20 protein-coding genes, 2 tRNA genes and 2 pseudogenes are annotated in these 20,611 nt (G+C 61.6%); 9 read left to right on the forward strand and 15 right to left on the reverse strand.

The window, feature by feature from the left end:
- Positions 1-41 precede the first annotated feature (41 nt).
- The 4 genes from erpA to NKJ12_RS20020 all read left to right on the forward strand — a co-directional run bounded on the left by erpA (position 42) and on the right by NKJ12_RS20020 (position 2,002).
- Positions 42-389 (forward strand): iron-sulfur cluster insertion protein ErpA, encoded by a 348-nt coding sequence (erpA, locus tag NKJ12_RS20005; RefSeq protein ID WP_254818314.1) that lies wholly within the window; start codon positions 42-44, stop codon positions 387-389.
- Positions 390-392: 3 nt separating this feature from the next.
- The gene (locus NKJ12_RS20010; protein ID WP_352704543.1) at positions 393-782 is read left to right on the forward strand and encodes a VOC family protein; all 390 of its coding nucleotides are present in this window, start codon (positions 393-395) and stop codon (positions 780-782) included.
- A 30-nt stretch (positions 783-812) separates the two neighbouring features.
- Entirely contained in the window at positions 813-1,607 is a 795-nt protein-coding gene (gene xth / locus NKJ12_RS20015; protein WP_352704544.1) for an exodeoxyribonuclease III, read from the forward strand.
- 77 nt (positions 1,608-1,684) lie between these two features.
- Positions 1,685-2,002: a hypothetical protein gene (locus NKJ12_RS20020; protein ID WP_352704546.1), complete on the forward strand. Its 318-nt coding sequence runs from the start codon at positions 1,685-1,687 to the stop codon at positions 2,000-2,002.
- Positions 2,003-2,026: 24 nt separating this feature from the next.
- On the opposite strand, the gene NKJ12_RS20025 is transcribed toward NKJ12_RS20020, so the two are convergent.
- The 9 genes from NKJ12_RS20025 to NKJ12_RS20065 all read right to left on the reverse strand — a co-directional run bounded on the left by NKJ12_RS20025 (position 2,027) and on the right by NKJ12_RS20065 (position 13,880).
- Positions 2,027-2,863, reverse strand: a complete 837-nt coding sequence (locus NKJ12_RS20025; protein WP_023678939.1) for a tetratricopeptide repeat protein — start codon at positions 2,861-2,863, stop codon at positions 2,027-2,029.
- Positions 2,850-4,574 (reverse strand): dihydroxy-acid dehydratase, encoded by a 1,725-nt coding sequence (gene ilvD, locus NKJ12_RS20030; RefSeq protein WP_254818310.1) that lies wholly within the window; start codon positions 4,572-4,574, stop codon positions 2,850-2,852. The genes NKJ12_RS20025 and ilvD overlap by 14 nt, the downstream gene beginning before the upstream one ends.
- A 276-nt stretch (positions 4,575-4,850) precedes the next feature.
- Complete coding sequence (locus NKJ12_RS20035; protein WP_352704548.1) at positions 4,851-6,071, reverse strand: OmpP1/FadL family transporter; 1,221 nt, start codon at positions 6,069-6,071, stop codon at positions 4,851-4,853.
- A gap of 381 nt (positions 6,072-6,452) precedes the next feature.
- Positions 6,453-9,236: a valine--tRNA ligase gene (locus tag NKJ12_RS20040; RefSeq protein WP_352505835.1), complete on the reverse strand. Its 2,784-nt coding sequence runs from the start codon at positions 9,234-9,236 to the stop codon at positions 6,453-6,455.
- A gap of 392 nt (positions 9,237-9,628) precedes the next feature.
- The gene (locus tag NKJ12_RS20045; RefSeq protein ID WP_352689943.1) at positions 9,629-10,540 is read right to left on the reverse strand and encodes a DUF2497 domain-containing protein; all 912 of its coding nucleotides are present in this window, start codon (positions 10,538-10,540) and stop codon (positions 9,629-9,631) included.
- A gap of 198 nt (positions 10,541-10,738) precedes the next feature.
- Positions 10,739-12,130 carry a TolC family outer membrane protein gene (locus NKJ12_RS20050; RefSeq protein WP_352505833.1) on the reverse strand — a complete coding sequence of 464 codons (1,392 nt, stop codon included), beginning with the start codon at positions 12,128-12,130 and terminating at the stop codon, positions 10,739-10,741.
- A 185-nt stretch (positions 12,131-12,315) separates the two neighbouring features.
- A complete protein-coding gene (locus NKJ12_RS20055) occupies positions 12,316-12,984 on the reverse strand; it encodes a protein-L-isoaspartate O-methyltransferase family protein (RefSeq protein ID WP_352689942.1) in 669 nt (222 codons plus the stop codon).
- A gap of 89 nt (positions 12,985-13,073) precedes the next feature.
- Positions 13,074-13,147, reverse strand: a tRNA-Cys gene (locus NKJ12_RS20060).
- Between the two features lie 472 nt (positions 13,148-13,619).
- On the reverse strand, positions 13,620-13,880 hold the full coding sequence (locus NKJ12_RS20065; protein ID WP_254818304.1) for a hypothetical protein: 261 nt from the start codon (positions 13,878-13,880) through the stop codon (positions 13,620-13,622).
- Between the two features lie 223 nt (positions 13,881-14,103).
- Between NKJ12_RS20065 and NKJ12_RS20070 the strand changes: the two genes are divergently transcribed.
- The 4 genes from NKJ12_RS20070 (at position 14,104) to NKJ12_RS20085 (ending at position 15,614) form a co-directional block, all read left to right on the forward strand.
- Positions 14,104-14,178 (forward strand) — tRNA-Asn (locus NKJ12_RS20070).
- A gap of 80 nt (positions 14,179-14,258) precedes the next feature.
- Positions 14,259-14,687 (forward strand): hypothetical protein, encoded by a 429-nt coding sequence (locus NKJ12_RS20075; protein ID WP_352689941.1) that lies wholly within the window; start codon positions 14,259-14,261, stop codon positions 14,685-14,687.
- Positions 14,688-14,747: 60 nt separating this feature from the next.
- The gene (locus NKJ12_RS20080; RefSeq protein ID WP_352704552.1) at positions 14,748-15,224 is read left to right on the forward strand and encodes a hypothetical protein; all 477 of its coding nucleotides are present in this window, start codon (positions 14,748-14,750) and stop codon (positions 15,222-15,224) included.
- Positions 15,225-15,398: 174 nt separating this feature from the next.
- A complete protein-coding gene (locus NKJ12_RS20085) occupies positions 15,399-15,614 on the forward strand; it encodes a Rap1a/Tai family immunity protein (protein ID WP_352704554.1) in 216 nt (71 codons plus the stop codon).
- Positions 15,615-15,828: 214 nt separating this feature from the next.
- On the opposite strand, the pseudogene NKJ12_RS20090 reads toward NKJ12_RS20085, so the two are convergent.
- Positions 15,829-16,077, reverse strand: a pseudogene (locus NKJ12_RS20090) (helix-turn-helix domain-containing protein); the annotation flags it as partial.
- 718 nt (positions 16,078-16,795) lie between these two features.
- Between NKJ12_RS20090 and NKJ12_RS20095 the strand changes: the two are divergent.
- Complete coding sequence (locus NKJ12_RS20095) at positions 16,796-17,440, forward strand: peroxiredoxin-like family protein (RefSeq protein ID WP_352704556.1); 645 nt, start codon at positions 16,796-16,798, stop codon at positions 17,438-17,440.
- A gap of 198 nt (positions 17,441-17,638) precedes the next feature.
- Here the strand turns inward: NKJ12_RS20095 and NKJ12_RS20100 are convergent, their stop codons facing one another.
- From NKJ12_RS20100 to NKJ12_RS20120, 5 genes and pseudogenes are all read right to left on the reverse strand, one after another.
- On the reverse strand, positions 17,639-18,184 hold the full coding sequence (locus NKJ12_RS20100) for a hypothetical protein (RefSeq protein WP_352688235.1): 546 nt from the start codon (positions 18,182-18,184) through the stop codon (positions 17,639-17,641).
- Between the two features lie 144 nt (positions 18,185-18,328).
- Entirely contained in the window at positions 18,329-18,622 is a 294-nt protein-coding gene (locus NKJ12_RS20105; protein WP_352704558.1) for a DUF982 domain-containing protein, read from the reverse strand.
- A gap of 300 nt (positions 18,623-18,922) precedes the next feature.
- Positions 18,923-19,198, reverse strand: a complete 276-nt coding sequence (locus NKJ12_RS20110) for a hypothetical protein (RefSeq protein WP_352704559.1) — start codon at positions 19,196-19,198, stop codon at positions 18,923-18,925.
- 292 nt (positions 19,199-19,490) lie between these two features.
- Positions 19,491-19,694 (reverse strand): annotated as a pseudogene (locus NKJ12_RS20115) (AtaL-like protein); the annotation flags it as partial.
- Positions 19,695-19,729: 35 nt separating this feature from the next.
- On the reverse strand, positions 19,730-20,593 hold the full coding sequence (locus NKJ12_RS20120; protein WP_352704561.1) for an SDR family oxidoreductase: 864 nt from the start codon (positions 20,591-20,593) through the stop codon (positions 19,730-19,732).
- Positions 20,594-20,611 lie beyond the last annotated feature (18 nt).

The following is a 20,611-nucleotide window of genomic DNA, read 5'->3' on the forward strand; positions in this document are numbered from 1 at the left end:
CTTCATACCTATCATACGAAACCGAATGCAAGGTGACGCCCATGGGCGCTGATGCCAAGACTGCCATGAAAGTCGAGATGACCGACGCCGCCGCCAGGCGGATCGCCAAGATTGTGGCGAGCGAAGCCGGTAAGACGGCGCTGCGCGTTTCGGTCGAGGGCGGCGGCTGTTCCGGCTTTTCCTACAAGTTCGATCTGGTCGACAGGCGCAATGACGACGACGTCGCCATCGAAAAGGACGGCGCCACCGTACTTATCGACGACCTGTCGCTGGTCTACATGGGCGGCTCGGTAATCGATTTCGTCGACGATCTGATGGGCCAGTCGTTCCAGATCAGAAACCCGAATGCGGTCGCCTCCTGCGGCTGCGGCACCAGCTTCTCCATCTAGATCATGCCGATCATCGGCGCGGTCCGTCAGGTCGCGCTTTCCGCCGGGCGCGACCTCGATGCGACGCTGGCGTTCTGGCGCGAAGTGCTCGGCATGAGCCTGCACGCGCGTTTCGACCCGCCGGGCATCGCCTTCATCCTGGCCGGTGACGTGCGCCTGCTTTTCACCGACGGCCTGTCGGCCGGCACCGTCTATCTCGATATATCGGGCCTCGAAGAATTCCACGCTTCGGCAAAGGCCGCCGGCATCCCCTTCACCGCGCCGCCGGCGCTCGTTCATCGCGACACCGAAGGCCTGTTCGGCCAGGCCGGGGAAAGCGAATGGATGGCCTTCCTAAAGGACCCGGCAGGCAATACGATCGGCCTTGTCGAACGTCATCCACCGGATCGCTAGTCTCCGGACCACCAGCCTATCGAGGCCGCCATGAAAATCGTCACCTGGAACATCAACGGCGTTCGCGCCCGCATCGGCAATTTGACCCACTGGCTGACGGAAAGCGCGCCCGACATCGCCTGCCTGCAGGAGATCAAGACGGTCGACGAGCAGTTTCCTCGCGCCGAGATCGAGGCGCTCGGCTACAATGTCGAGACTTACGGCCAAAAAGGCTTCAACGGCGTCGCCATCCTGTCGAAGCTGCGTTTCGATGAGGTCAATCGCGGCTTGCCGGGCGACGATGCCGACGAACAGGCGCGTTTCATCGAGGGCGTGTTCTCGACCGACAAGGGCGCCTTGCGCGTTGCCTCGATCTATCTGCCGAACGGCAACCCGATCGACGACGAGAAGAAGTTCTCCTACAAGCTTTCCTGGATGGCGCGACTTGAGCGCTGGGCCGAGGAGCGGCTTGCTCTGGAAGAGCCGCTGGTCCTGGCCGGCGATTACAATGTCATTCCCGAGCCGATCGACGCGAAATATCCGGAAAACTGGCTAAGCGATGCACTGTTCCAGCCCGCGACGCGGCAGGCGTTCCGGCGGCTGAAGAATCTCGGCTTCACCGAAGCCGTGCGTGCCGTCACCGACTCCGCGGACGCCTTTACGTTCTGGGACTATCAGGCCGGCGCCTGGCAGAAGAACAACGGCATCCGCATCGACCATTTGCTTCTGTCGCCCGAAGCCGCCAACTGGTTTTCCTCGGCTTCGATCGAGAAGCAGGTGCGCGCCTGGGAAAAACCCTCCGACCACGTGCCGGTGGCGATCGATCTGGCGCTGCGGCCAGCCTGACCGGACCTGCCGTCCGGCGGCACATTGATAAGTTGACCTCTTATCGCCACAAATCGCGCGCTTGATGCGAAATCATCATGGTGGCTGGGGTTCCCATGACTACTCGATTTGCACTCTGCCCGATTGGCTGCGCGCTTGCGATGGCGGTGGCGACCCCGGCTTTTGCCGATGCAGAGTGCCTTGCCAACGGCAAATCATTCCAGATCGGCCGGGTCGCCTGTCTGACGCCTGCCGGCCAAAGCTACCTCGCCCGTTGCGAGATGGTGCTCAACAACACGTCCTGGACAAAGCAGCGGGATGGATGCCCGGAGGACACGCCGGCCCCGCATTTGCAAGGCACGCCGATCTCAACGCCGACGCCCAGCGGCATGCCGGCGGAACCGAACGAGAATTGATCTCAAAACGGAATTTCTGCCGGCCTACTGGTCGCCGCCACCCTTGGTGAGGATGTCGTCGGCCAGCGAGATCGCGGTGCGGCGGTCGGCTTCGCCGGCGGCGGCAAACGCTTCTTCCTGCATGCCGCGGATCCATGGCTGGTCGGCAGGTGAGGCCCGTTCGAGCGCCGCGGTCATCATCGCCAGCCCCCGCACGATCTTGCCGCTTTGGAAGAGCAGATTGCCGAGCGTCGCCTGCGCGCCCGCATGGCCCTTTTCGGCCGCCAGCTGGAACCAGCGTCCGGCCTGCTTGACGCTGGCCTTGACGCCGCCCTCACCCTTGAGGAACATCTGGCCCATCTCGAACTGGGCGTTCGGATTGCGGTAGTTGGCGGCGGCACGCATGTAATATTCCTGGGCCGCCACCTCGTTCTCCTCGACGGGGCTGCCGGGAATGCCCTTCCTCAGATAGTCGCCAAGCGCCACCAGTGCGTCCGAAACATAGCTTTCCTCGGGCGAACCGGGCTCGACATCCTGGTCGACGATCTCTGAGAAGAACTTGAACGCCGCGTAGTCGTCTCGCGCCACGCCGTCGCCTTCGGCATACATGCGCGCAAGCTTCCAGGTGGCGCCGATCTGGCCGTTCTCCGCGGCATATTTATAGGCTTCCGCGGCCTGCTCCTTATGGCCGTTCTTGTAGGCGGAAAAGCCGAACTGGAACACCGCCCACGGGCTCGACTGCGGCTTCACACCGGTCTTGTCGTCGAACACCTTGTCGTCGAAGGCCATGGCCTGGCCGACGGCGCCCAAGGTCGCGCCAAACGTGGCGAGCGCAACCAGTGCCGAAAGGACAGACGACCTCAACAACTCAGATGTCCGCATAGCAGTGTGTTTCTTTGGCACCGCCAGGATGGGTGACCGCGCCGTCGCGGGCAGATCCGACCGTCTGTGCGTATTTCCAGATCGCGCCCGACTGATAATCGGTCGTGCGCGCCTTCCATGCCTTTGCCCTCGCCGCCAGTTCGGCTTTGGACAATGCAACCTCGATCGTGCCGTTCACCGCATCGATCGAGATCAAGTCGCCATCCCTAAGCAGCCCGATCGGGCCGCCCACTGCCGCTTCCGGCCCAACATGGCCGATGCAGAAACCGCGCGTTGCGCCCGAAAAACGCCCGTCGGTGATGAGCGCCACCTTGCCGCCCATGCCCTGGCCGTAGAGAGCCGCCGTCGTCGACAGCATTTCGCGCATGCCCGGGCCGCCGCGCGGACCCTCGTAGCGGATGACGAGAACCTCGCCTTCCCTATAGTTGCGATGCGTAACCGCTTCGAAACATTCCTCTTCCGAATCGAAGCAGCGCGCCGGACCCGAGAATTTCAGCTCCGTCATGCCGGCGACCTTCACGATCGCGCCTTCGGGGGCAAGGTTACCCTTCAAGCCCACGACCCCGCCGGTCTGGGTAATCGGCCTGTTGGCGGGACGGACCACATCCTGGCTGTCATTCCAGGAAACATGTTCCATATTTTCGGCCAAAGTGCGGCCAGTCACCGTCAGGCAATCGCCATGAAGGTAGCCATGGTCGAGCAGCGTCTTCATCAAGAGCGGAATGCCGCCGGCCTCGAACATGTCCTTGGCGACGTATTTGCCGCCCGGCTTGAGGTCGGCGATGTAGGGTGTCTTCTCAAATATCCTGGCCACGTCGAAAAGATCGAACTTTATCCCGGCCTCGTGCGCGATCGCCGGCAGATGCAGCGCCGCGTTGGTCGAGCCGCCGGTGGCCGAGACCACGGTCGCGGCATTTTCCAACGCTTCCATGGTAACGATGTCGCGCGGGCGGATGTTCCTTGCGATCAGCTCCATGATCTTTTCGCCGGAAGCGAAATTGAAGCGGTCACGCATCTCGTAGGGTGCAGGCGCGCCGCAGGAATAGGGCAGCGCCAGGCCGATGGCCTCAGCGACGGTGGCCATGGTGTTGGCGGTGAACTGGGCGCCGCAGGAGCCGGCCGACGGACAGGCGGCTTGCTCGATCTCGAGCAGCTCGGCGTCGCCGATGGTGCCGACCGAGTGCTGGCCCACCGCCTCGAACACGTCCTGCACGGTGATCTGCCGGCCACGGTAGCTGCCGGGCAGTATCGAGCCACCATAGATGAAGATCGACGGTACGTTGAGGCGCACCATGGCCATCATCATGCCGGGCAGCGACTTGTCGCAACCGGCCAATCCAACCAGCGCATCGTAGCAATGGCCGCGCATGGTGAGCTCGACCGAGTCGGCAATGACCTCGCGTGACACCAGCGACGACTTCATGCCCTGATGACCCATGGCGATGCCGTCAGTGACGGTGATGGTGCAGAATTCGCGTGGCGTGCCGTTGGCGGCCGCCACACCCTTCTTGACCACTTGCGCCTGGCGCATCAGCGAGATGTTGCAGGGTGCGGCCTCGTTCCAGCAGCTGGCAACACCGACTAGAGGCTGCGCGATCTCGGCCGCCGACAGCCCCATCGCATAGAGGTAGGAGCGATGCGGCGCCCGCTCGGGACCAACGGTCACGTGGCGGCTCGGCAGCTTGGCCTTGGAGATCGCTCTGGTGTCCATACTCGTCCTTGCCGCGGGCGGTGCGGCCTGCCTCTTCGCCTAGCCTTTTGGCGCGTGTCCCGAGACAAATTCGAGGTGCGCCGCGTTTATGGCGGGAAATGGGCAATGTTCCCGGGCGGCCGGGTGGCGCGAGGGTTGTTCAGAAACTGTTGCCAAAACGTCACAATTACAGGAGCGAACATCTTGGGGGCAATTGTTGCGCCGCCGAATGCCGGACGAGCGCCGAACGAACCGACCGGGCAGTGCCCGGCCGTTTTGTCGTTTAAAAATCCGTGGTTAGAACTTGATCTTGACGGAAGCCGAACCGGCGAGAAGCAGGTCGTTGTCGTAAGTGTAGGTGACGGCATTTGCCTCGTCGCCGACACCGCTGAAAGTCGATGACCCGCTCGTCAGCACACCAATCGAGCCGCCGAGCCTGACCTCGATCTGGTCGTTCGGCGAATAGGAGACGCCGCTGGCCACGGCCCAGGTATCCGACTGATAGCCGGAGGTCGTCGAGGTGCCGCGATCCCAGGTCAGCGAAACCACGCCCGACAATTGATCGGTGAACTTGTGACCGATACCGCCGGTGACCGTCCAGCCGTCGCGATAAAGCAGATCGAATGAAACGGGCGAGGGAGCACCGGTTACCGGACTGCGCACGCCATTGATGGCAATGACGCCAAGCTTGCTCCACTCCTGCCAGCGGACGGAACCAAAGGCCAGCCAGCCAGGAGCTATGCCGCTCTGCAGCTTGAATTCCAGAGCTTGAGGTATCTCAGCCGACGCCGAGACTGGGTACACGCCGGTAGAGCCGGGAATCAGATCCGCTGGAAAGGCGCCCCTGAAGCCGGTCGTGTCGACGGTTCCCGACAGCCCGTCATATTTGTAGCTCGAAGAGTACATCAGGCTGGCGCGCAGAGCGATCTCGGGGATCTCATAGGCTGCGCCCGCACGCCAACCCCATGCCTCGTCGGATAGTTTGAAGATGCCGAGGCCGGTATTGCCGAAGGCGAGCAGTGTCTGACGGGAAAGAAACGCGTCTACCTGCTGGTAGGAGACACCGCCGATGAATCGTATGGCGCCCTTGCCGACGTTCACCTTATAGGAGCAGGTGAGACCGAAATCGTCTGTGTCGACGGCGTATTTGACCGCTGTCGGCGAATAGGCGTTGTTCATGCCGAAATTTGCGTCCGCACCATACGGTCTCGTATAGGTGGCAAGACAGTCTACGGGCTCAAAGATGTTGGCCTTGATGCCGACATGCGGCACCGCATAGTCGCCACTAACATCCACCGCCGACGTCGACAATCCCGAGCCATCCAGGCGCTGCACGTTCTTCAGCTTGCGCTGTGGCGAAACATAGGTGACGCCCGCATCGAACGAATATGGCGCCGCGTCGAACAGCTGGTCGATGTTGACGCCGCCCCGATCAAAGCCCCCGGCTTGCACCGTCCCGGCAAAAGCCAGCGAAAAAGCCCCCGCGCCCAGCAGCACGTTCAGACGCGAACAACACATGAATCTCCTCCCCGAAATGTCCTTGCATCAAGCTAGAACCAATTCAGGTTAACGGCGCAACAACGAATTCGCCGTGCGTACATGTATACCTTGGCGGACCGCATTTCCGACAAGGTGTCGGCCTTCTTACCGAGGCAGGAAAATGGCCGCCTCAATGCAAATCGACGAGAAAACTTGGTAAAACCGCCTAAATCACCAGGGAACAGGGAATTTTGCCTGCCCAGCCGGCCATTGTTACATTATGGCAACAATGGGGCAAAAACATTCAGTTTGCCTCAAGATTTACGCTGCGGAATGCCTGTTTTCGTGGCAGGCGGCCTAGCTGGAAAGCAGATTCGTGACCGGCGAATCTATTGCGGCCAGCCGGCCCGGTTTGTTTGATCAGCCCGCATCGCGCACCCGCGCCAATGCCACCGAAAGCTTCTCTTGCGCCTCGCGATATTCGGCGAGTTTTTCACGCTCGGCCTCCACTACCTCTTCCGGCGCGTTGGCGACGAATTTCTCGTTGGACAGCTTCTTGTAGAGCCGCGCTATTTCCTCGGTCACCTTGGCAAGCTCCTTGTGCAGGCGCGCTGCCTCGGCGGCAAGGTCGATCAGGCTGCCGAGCGGCAGGCAGATGGTCGCCTCGTTGACGACGATCTGGGCGGATCCCCTGGGTGGCGCCTCCGCTAGCGAGATGTCGCCGACCCGCGCCAGACGCTTGATGGCCGAGCCCTGACGCTCGAGCCTTTCGCGCGTCGTTTCGTTGGCGCCGATCACCACGAGCGGTGCGATCGCCGCCGGCGGCACGTTCATCTCCGAACGCACCGAGCGGATGCCGGAGACGAGATCGACCAGCCAGTTAATATCGGCGGCGGCCGCCTCGTCCTCGAAGTCGGGCGACGGCCAAGCCGCATGACAAAGCAGCGACGGCCGTTGCCTGCCCTCGCCGGCGGTTTCGGCCCACAGTTCTTCGGTCATGAACGGCATCATCGGATGCAGCAGCTTGTAGATCTCGTCCAGCACGAAGGCCACGCATGCCCTGCTCTCGGCCTTGGCGGCCTCGTCGGCGCCCATGAACACCGGCTTCAGCAGTTCCAGATACCAGTCGCAGAACTGGTTCCAGACGAACCGGTAGGCAGCACCCGCCGCCTCGTTGAAGCGATACGAGGTGATGCCGTCGGTTATGTCGCGCGCGGCTCGCGTCAGCTCCGTCAGGATCCAGCGGTTGACCGCCAGCTTGGCGTCCTGCAGCCAGAAATCGTCGTCGCGCGCCACTTCGTTCATCTCGGCGAAGCGCGTCGCGTTCCACAGCTTGGTGCCGAAATTGCGATAACCTGCAATGCGGGCCGGATCGAGCTTAACGTCGCGCCCTTGCGCTGCCATCACCGTCAAGGTGAAGCGCAGCGCATCGGCGCCGTATTCGTCGATGAGCTCGAGCGGATCGATGACGTTGCCTTTCGACTTCGACATCTTCTGCCCGTTCTTGTCGCGAACCAACGCATGGACATAGACGGTATGAAACGGCTCCTGATCCATGAAATGCAGGCCCATCATCATCATGCGGGCGACCCAGAAGAAGATGATGTCAAAACCGGTCACCAGCACGTCGGTCGGGTAATAGGTCTTCAGCTCCGGCGTCTGGTCCGGCCAGCCAAGCGTCGAGAACGGCCACAGCGCCGACGAGAACCATGTATCGAGCACGTCCTCGTCGCGGGTCAGGATCTCGCCAGGCTGGAAATTCTCGAGCTTGTCCTCGACCCAGGCCTTCCACGGCCCTTCCAGCGCCAGATAATATTCGACGGCGGCACCGAGTGCCTCTTCCTCGGTCTTTTCGACAAAGACATGCCCGTCCGGCCCATACCAGGCAGGGATCTGGTGGCCCCACCAGAGCTGGCGCGAAATGCACCAGGGCTGGATGTTCTCCATCCAGTCGAAATAGGTCTTTTCCCAGTTTTTGGGCACGAAATTGGTACGGCTCTCGCGCACCGAGGCGATCGCCGGCTTGGCCAGTTCCGCCGCATTGACATACCATTGGTCGGTCAGAAACGGCTCGATCGGCACGCCGCCGCGGTCGCCGTGCGGCACCGTGTGGCGATGCGGCTCGACCTTCTCGAGAAAGCCGCCCGCCTCCATCAACTCGACGATCTTCTTGCGCGCATCGAAACGGTCCAGGCCGTCGAGGCTGTCCCATACGGCCTGGTGCTCCGGCGTCACTTCCAGCCCGGCGAGAAAGTCCTCATTGTCCTTGAGGCTCACCGCCGCATTGACGGCGAGGATGTTGACCGCCGGCAGCCGGTGGCGCTTGCCGACCTCGAAATCGTTGAAGTCATGCGCCGGCGTGATCTTGACCGCACCGCTGCCTTTTTCAGGATCGGAATACTCGTCCGCGACCACCGGGATCCTGCGGCCGACGATCGGCAGGATGAGTTTCTTGCCGACAAGATGCCGGAAACGCTCGTCGTCGGGGTGGACTGCGACAGCCGTATCGCCCAGCATCGTCTCCGGCCGGGTCGTCGCAACGGTGATGAAGGTCTTCGGATTTTCCGGATCGAAGGTCATGCCTTCGACCGGATAGCGGAAGTGCCAGAGGTTGCCGTTGACTTCCTGCTGCTCGACCTCGAGATCCGAGATGGCGGTCAACAGCTTCGGGTCCCAGTTCACAAGGCGCTTGTCCTTGTAGATCAGCCCTTCCTTGTAGAGCGTCACGAACACTTCGAGCACGGCCTTGGACAGGCCCTCGTCCATGGTGAAGCGCTCCCGGCTCCAGTCGGCCGAGGCCCCGAGCCGCTTCAGCTGGTTGAGGATGGCGCCGCCGGATTCTGCCTTCCACTCCCACACCTTGTCGATGAACTCATCGCGCGTCAGGTCGCGGCGGTGGATCTGCTTTTCCATCAGCTGGCGCTCGACCACCATCTGCGTGGCGATGCCGGCATGATCCATCCCCGGCTGCCACAGCACGTTCTTGCCGCGCATGCGCTCGAAGCGCACCAGAATGTCCTGCAGCGTGTTGTTGAGCGCGTGGCCCATATGCAGCGAGCCGGTGACGTTCGGCGGCGGGATGACGATCGTGAAGGCTTCAGCCCCCTCCTCGGCCCCGGCGCCGGCCCGAAACGCGTCGGCCTCTTCCCAGATCCTGGCAATCTTCGGCTCGACGGCTTTGGCGTCGTAGGTCTTTTCGAGCATGGGAAAACGGTCCGCGCTGTCCGGAATCTGTGGTCCGGTGTAAATCGGAAGGTTGTTGCCAAGTCAACCGCAACGGCGGCATGGCCAATAGATAGCGCCGGGATGGTTCGGTGCAACTCGCGCAACTGAATGTTGCAAGGCAATCGCTTCAGGTTTGCGCCGCCCTCATTGCCCTGCCGGGCATTTCTCCTCGTATGGTGACGGGGAGAAAGACGCCTGTACCGAAGCTTTCGCCAATCACAAACGTTGCGGAAAAGGCGCCCCAGGTTGCGGCCAATCCCTTCTCCCGCTCACTATGCGGGGAGAAGGTGCCGGCAAGGCGGATGAGGGGCAGCGCCGACTTCGACAATTCGCCGGTCGAGCCGCCTATCGGCGGCGTTTCCTCCGAACTGCTATTGTGCGCCGCGCGCGACGCGCTCGATTTCCTCGCGCACCAGCCGCTCGACCAGCGTCGGCAGGTTGTTGTCCAGCCAGTCCTGCAGCATGGGCCGCAGCATCTCTTCAGCCATCTCGTCGAAGGTCTTCTTGCTGCGGCTGGCAAACGCGTCGGAAAGCTCGCCGAAGGCGGCGGCAACCTGCCGGCCCGTATGCTCCGAAAGGATCGCCGGGCGTGCGGGCGGCGGCTCGCTCGCCGCCGGACGCGCCAATCCGACTTTCGAAGATTCCGGGCCGATTTTCGAAGATTCCAGGTCGATTTTCGAAGGTTCCGGGCCGAGTTCCGAAGGTTGCGGGCCGCCCTCCGAAAGCTCCGGCCCAATTTCCGAATGCTCCGGCGCAGGTCCAGCAGTCGCCTCGTCCTCGAAAACCTCGGCTTTCGGCTCGGCGTCCGGCGTCCGGGGTGGCTCGGCGCGCTCCGGCTTGGCCATCGCGTCGCCGACCGCGGCGATCTCGCGCCGCCAATCGGCAATGATGGTGTCGGTCGTCTCGCCAGCGTTGGCCATCGCAGGCCGATCCGGCTTTGCAGCCGGTGCGGGAGCGGCGTTCACCTCAGCCAGCGTCACCGGTGCTTTTACCGGGCCGGGGCGGAGCGGCGTTTCCAGGCGCTCAATAACTGATGCGGCCGTTGGCTGCACCTCGGCCCGCGTGGCCGGCTTGGCGATCTCCAGTCCGCCGCGCAGTTCGGAGCGGAACGCATCCGCCTCCGCTGTGCGTCCGGCTGCCGGTGCCGGTTGCAGATCCTGGCGCAGCTCGTCTGCTTCGCCCGGCTGCTTGCGGCCGGTATCGCTGTCCTCGATGATCCTTCTGATGGAAGCCAGTATCTCTTCCATGGAAGGTTCGCGCTGTACGCTGCTCGCCGTCGCCATCGTCACATCCGCCGCCCTTGTGACTCGTTCTCAGATTTCCTGTCCGGCAATGCCGGATTCGAATCATGGCAACAGCGTAACCGACGGAACGCCTTGCGAGAATCCCCAATCTGGCGACATCTCGGATTTCAACAGATTAGGGTCGGGAGTTGGAGCCCGCGCGTCGTTCGAGCGCGGGCTGAAGACACGGCCTGGCGATCAGCGGCCGTCCGGCGTGCGCAGGCCGATCCACTTGTCCTTGACGGCGTCGTAATGCTCTTCCGGCCTGTACTTCGTCACGTTGAGAGCAAGGCGGTCTGCCGACAAATGGCCAACCGCCGAGAGGATGGCATAGCTTGCCACCACCACATCGCGTTCGGCGCTGACAAGATTGATCTTGGCGGTGATGAGGGTCGCCTGCGCGTTGAGCACGTCGAGCGTGGTGCGCTGGCCGACATTGCGCTCCTCGATGACGCCGTTCAGGGCAAGCTGTGCGGCTGCGACCACCTGCCGATTGGCCGTGACGCTTTGCTGCGCGGCAGTGTATTGCGACCATGCGGAGGTCACAGCCTGGCGCACGGTGTCGCGGCTGACATCGACCTCGATACGGGCCTGGCTAAGTGATTCCTTTGATTGGCGAACCAGTGCCGAAGTGCGGCCGCCGGAATATATCGGTATCGTCAGTGTCGCGCCGATGTTCGCCGAATTGGTTACGCCATCCTGTGTCGAGGAGAGCGAGCCCGGCGCGGTGCCGCGAATGGCACTCGAAACACCCGCCGACGCCGAGAGCTGCGGCAGCAGCGCGCCTTCGGCAGACTTCACCGAAAACGCCGCCGCGTCGACCAGATGCGCGGTGGCGAGGATGGCCGGATGCTCGGCCGATGCGATCGCGATCGCCGCATCGAGGCTCGACGGCAACAGCTTCGACACCGGCGCAGCCGGCCTGAGCTTGCCCGGCTCGTCGCCGACGACCTGGCGATAGGTCGCAGCACTTGCCAGCGCCGTGGCGCGGGCGGCACTCAACTGCGCCACCGCGGAGGCGCGCTGGGCGTCGGCTTGCGCGACGTCGGTGCGCGTACCTTCGCCGACCTCGAAGCGCGAACGCGCCGCACGCGCCTGCTCGGTCAGGAATTGCAGGTTCTGTTCGGTCAGCACGGCGACCTGACGGTCGCGGATAACGTCCATATAGGCACTTGCCGCGTTGAAGAGAGTGTTTTCTTCGGCGTTGCGCAGGCTTTCGAACGAAGCGCGGACCCGCGATTCGGCGGCCGCCACATTGTTCCTGGTCTGAAAACCGTCAAACAGCGTCTGATCGATCTCGACGCCGAAGTTGCCGGTGGTTATCGAGATGTTTCGGTGCAACCGGTTGCTGTGGCTGGCGGTATAATCAATACTTCCGGAACCGGTGATGGTCGGGCGGTAGCCGGACTTGGCAATAGCAACGCCCTCGTCGGTGACGCGGGCGCCGGCGCGCGAAGAATTAAGCGAGGAATTGTTCTGGTAGGCTTTTGACAGCGCCCCGAGAATGGTTTCGGCCGAGGCGGCCAATGGAGAAAGCGCGGTCGCCGAAACGAGGACGGCGGTAAAAAGCAACTTGCGTACAGACGGCACGTTATATTCCCTCATTCGTTTTGCACGGGAACTGCGCCACGCTGGCTTCTCCTTCTGATCAGCCGGCGCCGCGTTTTTTATCGTTCCCCCGCTGAAAGCCCCAGAAACGCCCGGTTATGCAGATCAGCAACGATTGTTCAAACGCAAGCGATCATGACAACGCCTTCGCTGCAAGGCAAAATCACTCAGAATTCGAAGGCGGGAATGCGTTCGAATCCCGGTAGTGGCTTAATTGCCGCATTAAATGCGCGTCTTCCCGTTACAACCCCCCCAGTCTTAAAAAAAAGCCGGGCTACGCCCGAATTGCCCTGCCCTTCAACGGCGACGAGTCGGCCGCCTTCGGCAAGCTGGTCGAACAGCGCCGCCGGCACCTCGCCGACGCTGCCACCGATCAAGATGACGTCGTAAGGCCCATTGGCGGCATGGCCTTGCGGCAACGGTCCCTGGACCACGGTGACATTGCCGGAACCCAGCGCAGCAAGCGTCGAAGTGGCGGTCTCGGCCAGCGCCGGATCGCTTTCCAGCGCGACGACGGACCTTGCCAGCCGCGACAGGATCGCCGCCGCATAGCCGGTGCCGCAGCCGACATCGAGTGCCGAATCGCTTGGGCCGATATCGGCCAGCTGCATCAGCTTGGCCAATGGCGACGGTTCCATCAGATAGCGCGGACCATCGGCCGTATCGGCAATGCGGATGTCCTCGTCGATATAGGCAAGGTCACGCTGGCCGGGGGCAACAAAGGCCTCGCGCGGCACGACAAGCATAGCCTCGAGCAGCGGTGCGCTGGTCACGTCGGTGGTGCGGATCTGGCCGTCGACCATCTTCACCCGGCGTTCGGCAAAATCAGCGCTCATGTTCCAACCATCCGCTTGCCGCGCAAAGGCCGCGGCTGTTTCGACCGGAACTGAAGCCCCCTGGCGCTGACGCGCGGGAGCTCGGGCATTGGAGGCCTCGCCCGGAATCGAACCGGGGTGCAAGGATTTGCAGTCCTCTGCGTAACCACTCCGCCACGAGGCCTCATTGCTCCCGGCGTTCCACCCGGCTCCAATAGGTTGCGGCGAAAATGCCGTCAAGCGGCCACCATGCATTCCCAACGGTTCTTCCGACATCGAGGCACTGCTTATCAATGCAATGCCATGCTAGCAATAACATATTAGCTTATCGTTAAGGATGATCCTCGGCGACAGGAACCCGAAACCGGCGGCCACGTTGGGCAGAAAGAAGGGTTCCGCCATGGGTCGAGCAGCTACGAAAGACGGCACACCGCGCGGATTGTCGCAGTCTGCAGAGCTTGTGCGCTATGCCATCGATCGCCTCAGCATAGAAGGCGCAAACAGCCTGCCGCCGCGCGACCGGGCGCGGCTGGCATCGGCTACCGCCGTTCTCAAGGAGCTCTGCGAACGCCTGGAAAGCTGTTTCGACCAGCCTCGGTGATGACCACGCCGCTCTCAAACAATTGCCCTGTTTCCCGCCTGTCAGCAGGGCAACCTCAATCCGGCCGGCGGCGTCGCTCCCACCAGACGACGAAGCGGCGCCGGTGACGGCGCACCAACGCGAATTCGTAGGAGAGCACCAGCAATCCGATCGGCACCATCCAGAAACCCAGGATCGGCAAGAAGCCGAGAATGCCGCCGATGATCAGCACGACGCCGATCGCAATCCGGAGGCCGCGCGAGCGCGGCATGGTGAACTGGCGGCCGAAGACCGAGATTTTCCGGGCCGGTGGCTGGTCGTCGCTCATTGCCGTCATGTGAAATATCGATCCGTTTGCTTCAGTAGCACCACCATCACCCGGAGAAAGCCGCAACGGCCTTTTCCGTTCCGTGACAGGCGAGAGACAGCTCATATGAGGGCGCTTGCCGGCCACTGCCAGGATGCCCCGCGCCAAAAAGCGTCGAAAAAATGCGAAATGCTTCTTTGCAAAGCCGAAACGGGTTTGCTATAGGCTGCCCCACTCACGCAAGAGCCTCTGTTCCCCGGTAGCTCAGTGGTAGAGCAACCGGCTGTTAACCGGTTGGTCGCTGGTTCGAATCCGGCCCGGGGAGCCAATAATTTCAAAGGCTTAGAGGCGTTTTCGAGTTCCGCAGTTTTGCGCGATTGGCTGACTGGGCTACACCTAGGGCTACAGATGCGAGAGAAGCGGCCTTTCTACCGGGTCTTCACGGTCACCAAGCACGAAGCAGCGGTTCAACAGATCGAAGCCGCGATTGCTGCGTTCCACGCTGGGCAGTTTGCCGTCACTGTCACACTGGCGGGAGCTGCTGAAGACATGGGGCCTGAGAAGACGGGCGGCCTTTGGACGACCATTCGGGATAACCGATCTCGCCCTATCGAGGAAAACAAAGTCTGGATCCGGCGTCTCAACGAGACGCGAGACTGGCTCAAGCATGATAGGCCTGAACAAACGCGCGCTTTGGTCGCCTTCGAAGCTGGCCTGTTCATCTTGCGCGCCATGGACAAATGGGAGCCTTGGACGCTGCCCCTGGTCGCCTTCAGAGACCTGTGGTTCTCCTCACCCAAATTGGTGCACCCCGAGGACTATTCGCCAGAAGCTTGAGCACTCCTTGCATTCCTGCGCCTTCCTGCCACTATCGCCCCGGGACTTTGGGAGGGGATCATGGGCTGGTTGGGCAACAAGGTTCTTGGCTGGTCGACGAACGTTCAGAAGCGTGAATTGGAGGAGTTTGTCGGCCGACTTCGAGCCATGGATGGTTCCGAGGTCGGTATGATCGTGGCCTGCGCGACCAACCACAGGAATTTGGTAGCCCAAACGAGAGGTTGGAACCTGCTTGAGCCAGCCCTGTGCGAAATGCAGGAGCCCGCGCTTGCGCTGAAAATCGGGCAACTGATCAGGGATCTCCAGGCCAAAAATCGACCCGAGCTCGCCGTCGGATTTTTTGTGTGGCTGCACTCTGTCCGGTCCGCGAAGAATCCAGATCTGCGGCAACTAGGCCGCGACATGTGGAAGGAGCTGGGCCGCGGCTTCGAGCACGTTGACGATGCTGCGGAAGGCTTCGAGGCCCTCACAGGGTTCGAGTTCAAGATAGACGGCTACAATGAATACCCAGCCGGTCTTACACCGGTGCCAGTATGAAGACGATGGTAGGTTATTCAGCAACGCTGGCATTGGCGCTTCTCGCGATAAGTGCGTACGCACCTTCAGCGCTTGCTGAATACTTCGAAGACGGCAACGCATTGAACGAGCTCTGCACCAATGGATCGGCTGGGAGTCGTGTCCTGGTGCGGGGCTACGCTATGGCAATCGCTGATGTCCAAGGTGTCAGTATGCGTTATAGATGATGCCACTGGCTCAAACGTTATCCCGAGGCGGTTCATTTGTGTGCCAATTGGTGCTTCCTCCAAACAAGTGGAGGATGTTACCTGCAACTACCTGGCTGCTCACCCAGAAATCCGTCACATGGCCGGTCCTGGCATCGTCCACAATGCGCTTCTCGCGGCGTGGCCATGCTCACAGAAGAAATAGGCAGGCAGCGGGCGCGAGTTCGGAGGAGTCTCAGAGGCAGCGTCCCCTTTTTGCCCCTCGACGAGGGTACGCCTCGCTTAGCTGGATAATAAAGCTCGCAGCGGTTGAAGCTCGGCATTTTCAAGCTGCGTGACTTTTCTGCCACAAGATAAAGCCCGCCACCGACCGTGAGGCAGCGGGCCGTCTGGACAATTTGTCCACTCGCTCAGTTCGCCTTCTCGCGCTTGCTCTCGACGATCAGCCGCTCGATCTGCTTGGGCAGTGGGTTGGCATAGCGTACCGGCCGCCGCGAGCGGTCGCAAAGCGCCTCCAACCCCTCTTGCCTGTAGCGGTTGAAGATCTTGTAGCCGGTCTTGCGCGAGATCCCGAACTCCCGGCACACCGCGCTCATGCCTTCTCCGTCGAGCAGGCGAGCCACAAAGCGAAGACGTTCCTCCATCACCGAACACTCTCTCCACGGCATCAACACCTCCCGGCAAAAACCGAAAAGTGTTACCTATGTGTCCGGTACAAATCGTCACCTATGTCTCGGGCCGCTCATTTCTACGCCAAGTCGCGATTTTGCATGCCGGCGTGCGATTTTTCCCTACGCTTCGATCTTGTGTCAGAGCGTCGAGGACGGATGCAATCAAGCGCAGAATAGCGGCCTCGCCCGCCCCCGCCTATTCTTTCGCAAGCCGCGATCGCAGGACTGGCGACTAGCGCGCGGAAATACTAATGATCGGCAGCTTCGCGCCCCATGGGCCGTTGAGGTGATCTTCGCTGTTGCCCGATGGCGGACGTTGCCGGCGACCATCTTGGACATCGTTGTTGCGCCATTTCCAGACATTCCCGACGCTTTTCAGGAGCGGACCTTCGCTTATCGTCCGGAACCGACCCGTTGACGACCTTGTGCGTTGCAGACTTGAACCTCCAAATCGAGGTCGGGAACCTGACCTTCAGCGCAAGAGCATTTGGCAGTGCGCTCGCGTGAGGTCATTCACCACATTTGGCGGCGACCCGCAGATGAATTTTTCGTGTTATGATGAGCTTGCAACACGCGTAATCTCGACCTCGGCAATATGGCAGAGGTCGAAAGCTATTGCCTTGGCACAGGAAGCTTTCGCCCCCGGCAACTTGATCGCCTCCGAAACGCTGGGTGTGCTGCTTTCCCTGACTGACCCAGGGCGAGGAGGTTGTCCATGTCCACGAGCAGTAGTGTTGACCGCCCGCTGCAGCCGGGCGACCGGGCACCGAATGTTGTGCTCAATGCGATCTCACGCGAAGGCAAGATCGCGCTCGATGATTTTCGAGGCCGTAGCCCGTTGTTGATCGGTTTGTTCCGAGGCCTGCACTGTCCGTTCTGCCGGCGCCATGTCGCGGCGATGGCGCAACTTAAGCCGGCCCTGCGTGAGAAAGGCGTCGAATGCCTGGCGGTGGTCAATACGCCAGTCGAGCGGGCGCGGCTCTATTTCCGTTACCACCCGGCACCCGATCTTATCGCTGCATCCGACCCGGAGCGGGCCTCGCACCGTGCCTTCGGCTTGCGCGAGGTCGGGATGGACACGGTCATGGCGATCCGGATCCATCTCCCAGGCGAGTTGCCCGAGCCTATGGACGTCATGGCCATGTACGAGTTTCTTAACAAGAAGGAAGGATATGAGATTACGGGAGCCGATCAGCAGGCGATGGCTTCCGGCCAGGGGCAGCTTGTCGGTCAATTCCTAATCGACCGTGCGGGCATCGTACGCTGGAACTTCACTGAAGTTCTGGAGGATGGCCTCAACACCTTCAGAGCGCCGAATCCCGAGGAATTGATGTCGGCAGCTTCCGAAGTTGCACACTAAGGGGCTGCGGAAATGGGCTGCTAAAAACTCGCTCGACGGCCACCCTCCTGTGGTGATTCTTTGGATTTAACAATCGTCGAAATGCTCAGCTCGGGGTCAAAGCCGCCGGCAATGCAACGATGTTATTCCCGGCCTATCGTCGACCCCGAGGTCCGGCCTCAGCGGCCAGTGCGCGATGGCGGCCAGTTGGTCTGAGCGTTATCTCTTCACGCACTGCCCGGAGCCACTGGGATCGCAGACTTCTCCTACACCGCAATCGAAATCGCGTGTGCAGGCGGGCGGCGACAAGGGCGGGGCGAGGACGATATAAGGCGTATGGACCTTCTCGCCAGGCGGCACGAAAGCCGGCGCTCGCTCGCCTGGGTCACCGAGCGTGCGGATATAGAGATAGAGCGACTTCTTGTCCTCATCGCTCATAGCCCGTACATTATACCGCGGCATCGGTGGATAAGTCTCAAGGCCTCGAAGATATGAAACGAAGCCGTCGGCTGTGAGGTCGGCGGCCGTCAGCCGTAGGTTTGCCGCATAGCTGGTTCCCCACGGTCCCTGAAAGCCGAGTGCATTTCCCTTGAAAGCCTTGGCCGGATCGATCTTGCCGCCACTTTCGCTATATCCTTCGGTGTGGCAATCGTGGCAGCCGCCGATGATGGAGATGTAGAGTCCTCGCTCGACCGAAGGTTCCCCTGCCGCCGGCGCGGCATTGAGAGCAAGCGCGGCAATGCACATCAACCAATATGCACGCATCACATCCCCTTCCTTGGTGCCGAACGGCGGTGCCGAACGGCTTCTGGAAGGGACTTGTGTCCGGCTTTGTCGCGCTTTGTCATGTCGGCCGAGCTTCCCCGCCTGTCGCGCAACTCGGAGATGAGGGAATGGTTGCATTAGGGATCAGGAATGTTTGGGAACTGGGCTCGGGTAACTGGCACATTCGGCCCTATCAGACGAGCGTAGCACCAACCCCTCTTCCTTGGCAGCCGCCAAGAATGCCTTGCGGCACTCCTCAGGCTCCATCTCGTCGGCAATCACAGCGAGGCATACGTGCACCGCGAGGTTCCACTGAAGGCCATGGTTGGTCCACTTCAGGAGTTCCTCAGCGGCTGCTTCAGCGTTGCTAACCTTCCGCGTCGAACCGCTACCCTCGGTGCTGACAGGGACCGGCGGGGAGAACCAATGGAGCGCCATGCAGTCACTCTTTGTCGGCCCGATCACGTTCCTGCAGCAAATGCTTTTGCTCAGCCGGCAGCTCCCGTTCTACGGGCAGATTTAGCAGGTTGCGAAGGTAATTGCGGATTACCTCTGAAGTGATCCACCGCCGCACAACTTCGGCAATAACCTTCCGTTTGGCTGCGTCAATTTCGACCACGTTCGGTGCGGACCCGTAGGTCGGACCTATCCCCCATGTTTCCCACATCTTTGGTCACCATCCCCGGCGAAGATACGGACACCGCCCCGCTCACCTTAACGTTGACCGTATAGGTTCTTCTAGGCGCCTTCTCCAATCTGGAAACGAATCGACGGGGTTAAAGCTTTGACCTGCCGGCGTGGCGCGGTGTCTATGTCGACAGTCACCTCGCCTGCCACGTCCGCCTTGGCCGCCTCCAGCGATGCAATCACGACGTCGTTTAGCCAAGCCTTTGCTTGATCGCTGAAGTCCGCCATGGGGGCATCTCGCTTCCCCATCTCCGCGCCGCCGACGTGCTCCTTCTGCTGACGGCGAGCTTTCTTCCCGCGCTCAAGGGCTTCTTTAAACTTTGCCATCCCTGTTGCTCCGATTTGTCATCAGGCCACCCCCGTCAGATCGGCTATGGCGCCCTCCCATTCACTAGAACGCGCACAGTCGGGGTACGTTGCGTTGGGGAGCCTTTGGGTTCGCCGCTATTCAGCGTTTGGTCAGGCACAACGAACGTTGACGTTAGACAATGCTTCGGCCACCACCTTGTCAGGCACAACGCTTGAACTGGACAAAGCCGTGAAGCAGTACGTCATCTACACCCGCGTTTTGACGGACTGGCTTTGCGTTTCGTCCGTGCTTTTGAAGCACCTCGCTCACGCGCAGATCAGTACCGGCGATCATAGCTTCGCGCACGAAGCGGGTCGCGCTCTCCTCCACGACGTCGCAACGGGTGCAGAGGCCTGCGGGCAGGAACAGGCGGGCGTCGCGCGCCTTGAGTTCCAGGCCCTGCCATATCTGCGCCCGGGTCAGCTTGGTCTCGCCTCGGGGATTCACCGGAACGGTAGCGGTCGAGTAAATCATGATATGTCTTCTGGACAGAACGTCGGTGATGGGGCTCAGACGGCAATTGCGGCCGCATAGTCGCGATAGGAGCGCAACGGCCGGCCCAGCAGCGCGGTCAGCCGATCGACATCGCCGGCATCGGGGACCATGCCGTCCGTGAGGAAGCGCTCCGCCATCAGGCGCATGTCGAGCGCCATCCAGCTCGGCATGAACTGCCGCAGGTTCTGCTCGAACCCGGCGGTGTCGTCGCCCGGATACACGATCTGGCGTCCGAGGACGTCCGTCCAGATCGCCGCGACATCCGCGCCGGTCAGTGTGTCGGGGCCGACCAGGTTGATGCGGTCGAATGGCAGCGGGGCAGCGGCCTGCTCGCGGCGGATGAGTTCGATCGCGGCGATCTCGCCGATGTCCCGCGCGTCGATCATGGCGACGCCCTTGGCTCCGATCGGCATCGGATAGATGCCGTAGCCGATCACCACGTCCTTGATCGTGATGTCGTTGTCCATGAAGTAGGCGGGCCGCAGGATGGTGGCGTTGAGCTCCATCTGTTCGATCATCCGCTCGACGCCGAACTTGCCCGCGAAATGCGGCACATTGACGTAGATGTCGCTGTGGATCACCGACAGATAGACGATCCGCTCGATGCCGGCCTCACGGGCAACGGCCAGCGCTACCAGCGCCTGAGTGTATTCGTCGGCCACCACCGCGTTCAGCAGGAAAAGGGTGGAGACGCCGGAGAACGCCTTGCGCAGGGAATCGACATCGAGCAGGTCGCCCTGCACGACATCTACGCCAGTGGGGAAATTGGCCTTCGAGGGATCGCGAACCAAAGCGCGCACATCGGCGCCACGCTTCACGAGCTGTTCGACTACGTGGCGGCCGACATTGCCGGTCGCGCCGGTAACGAGAATGGTCATGGGATTACTCCTGAGTTG

This window comes from Mesorhizobium sp. M0195 (assembly GCF_040322115.1).
Classification (GTDB): domain Bacteria; phylum Pseudomonadota; class Alphaproteobacteria; order Rhizobiales; family Rhizobiaceae; genus Mesorhizobium.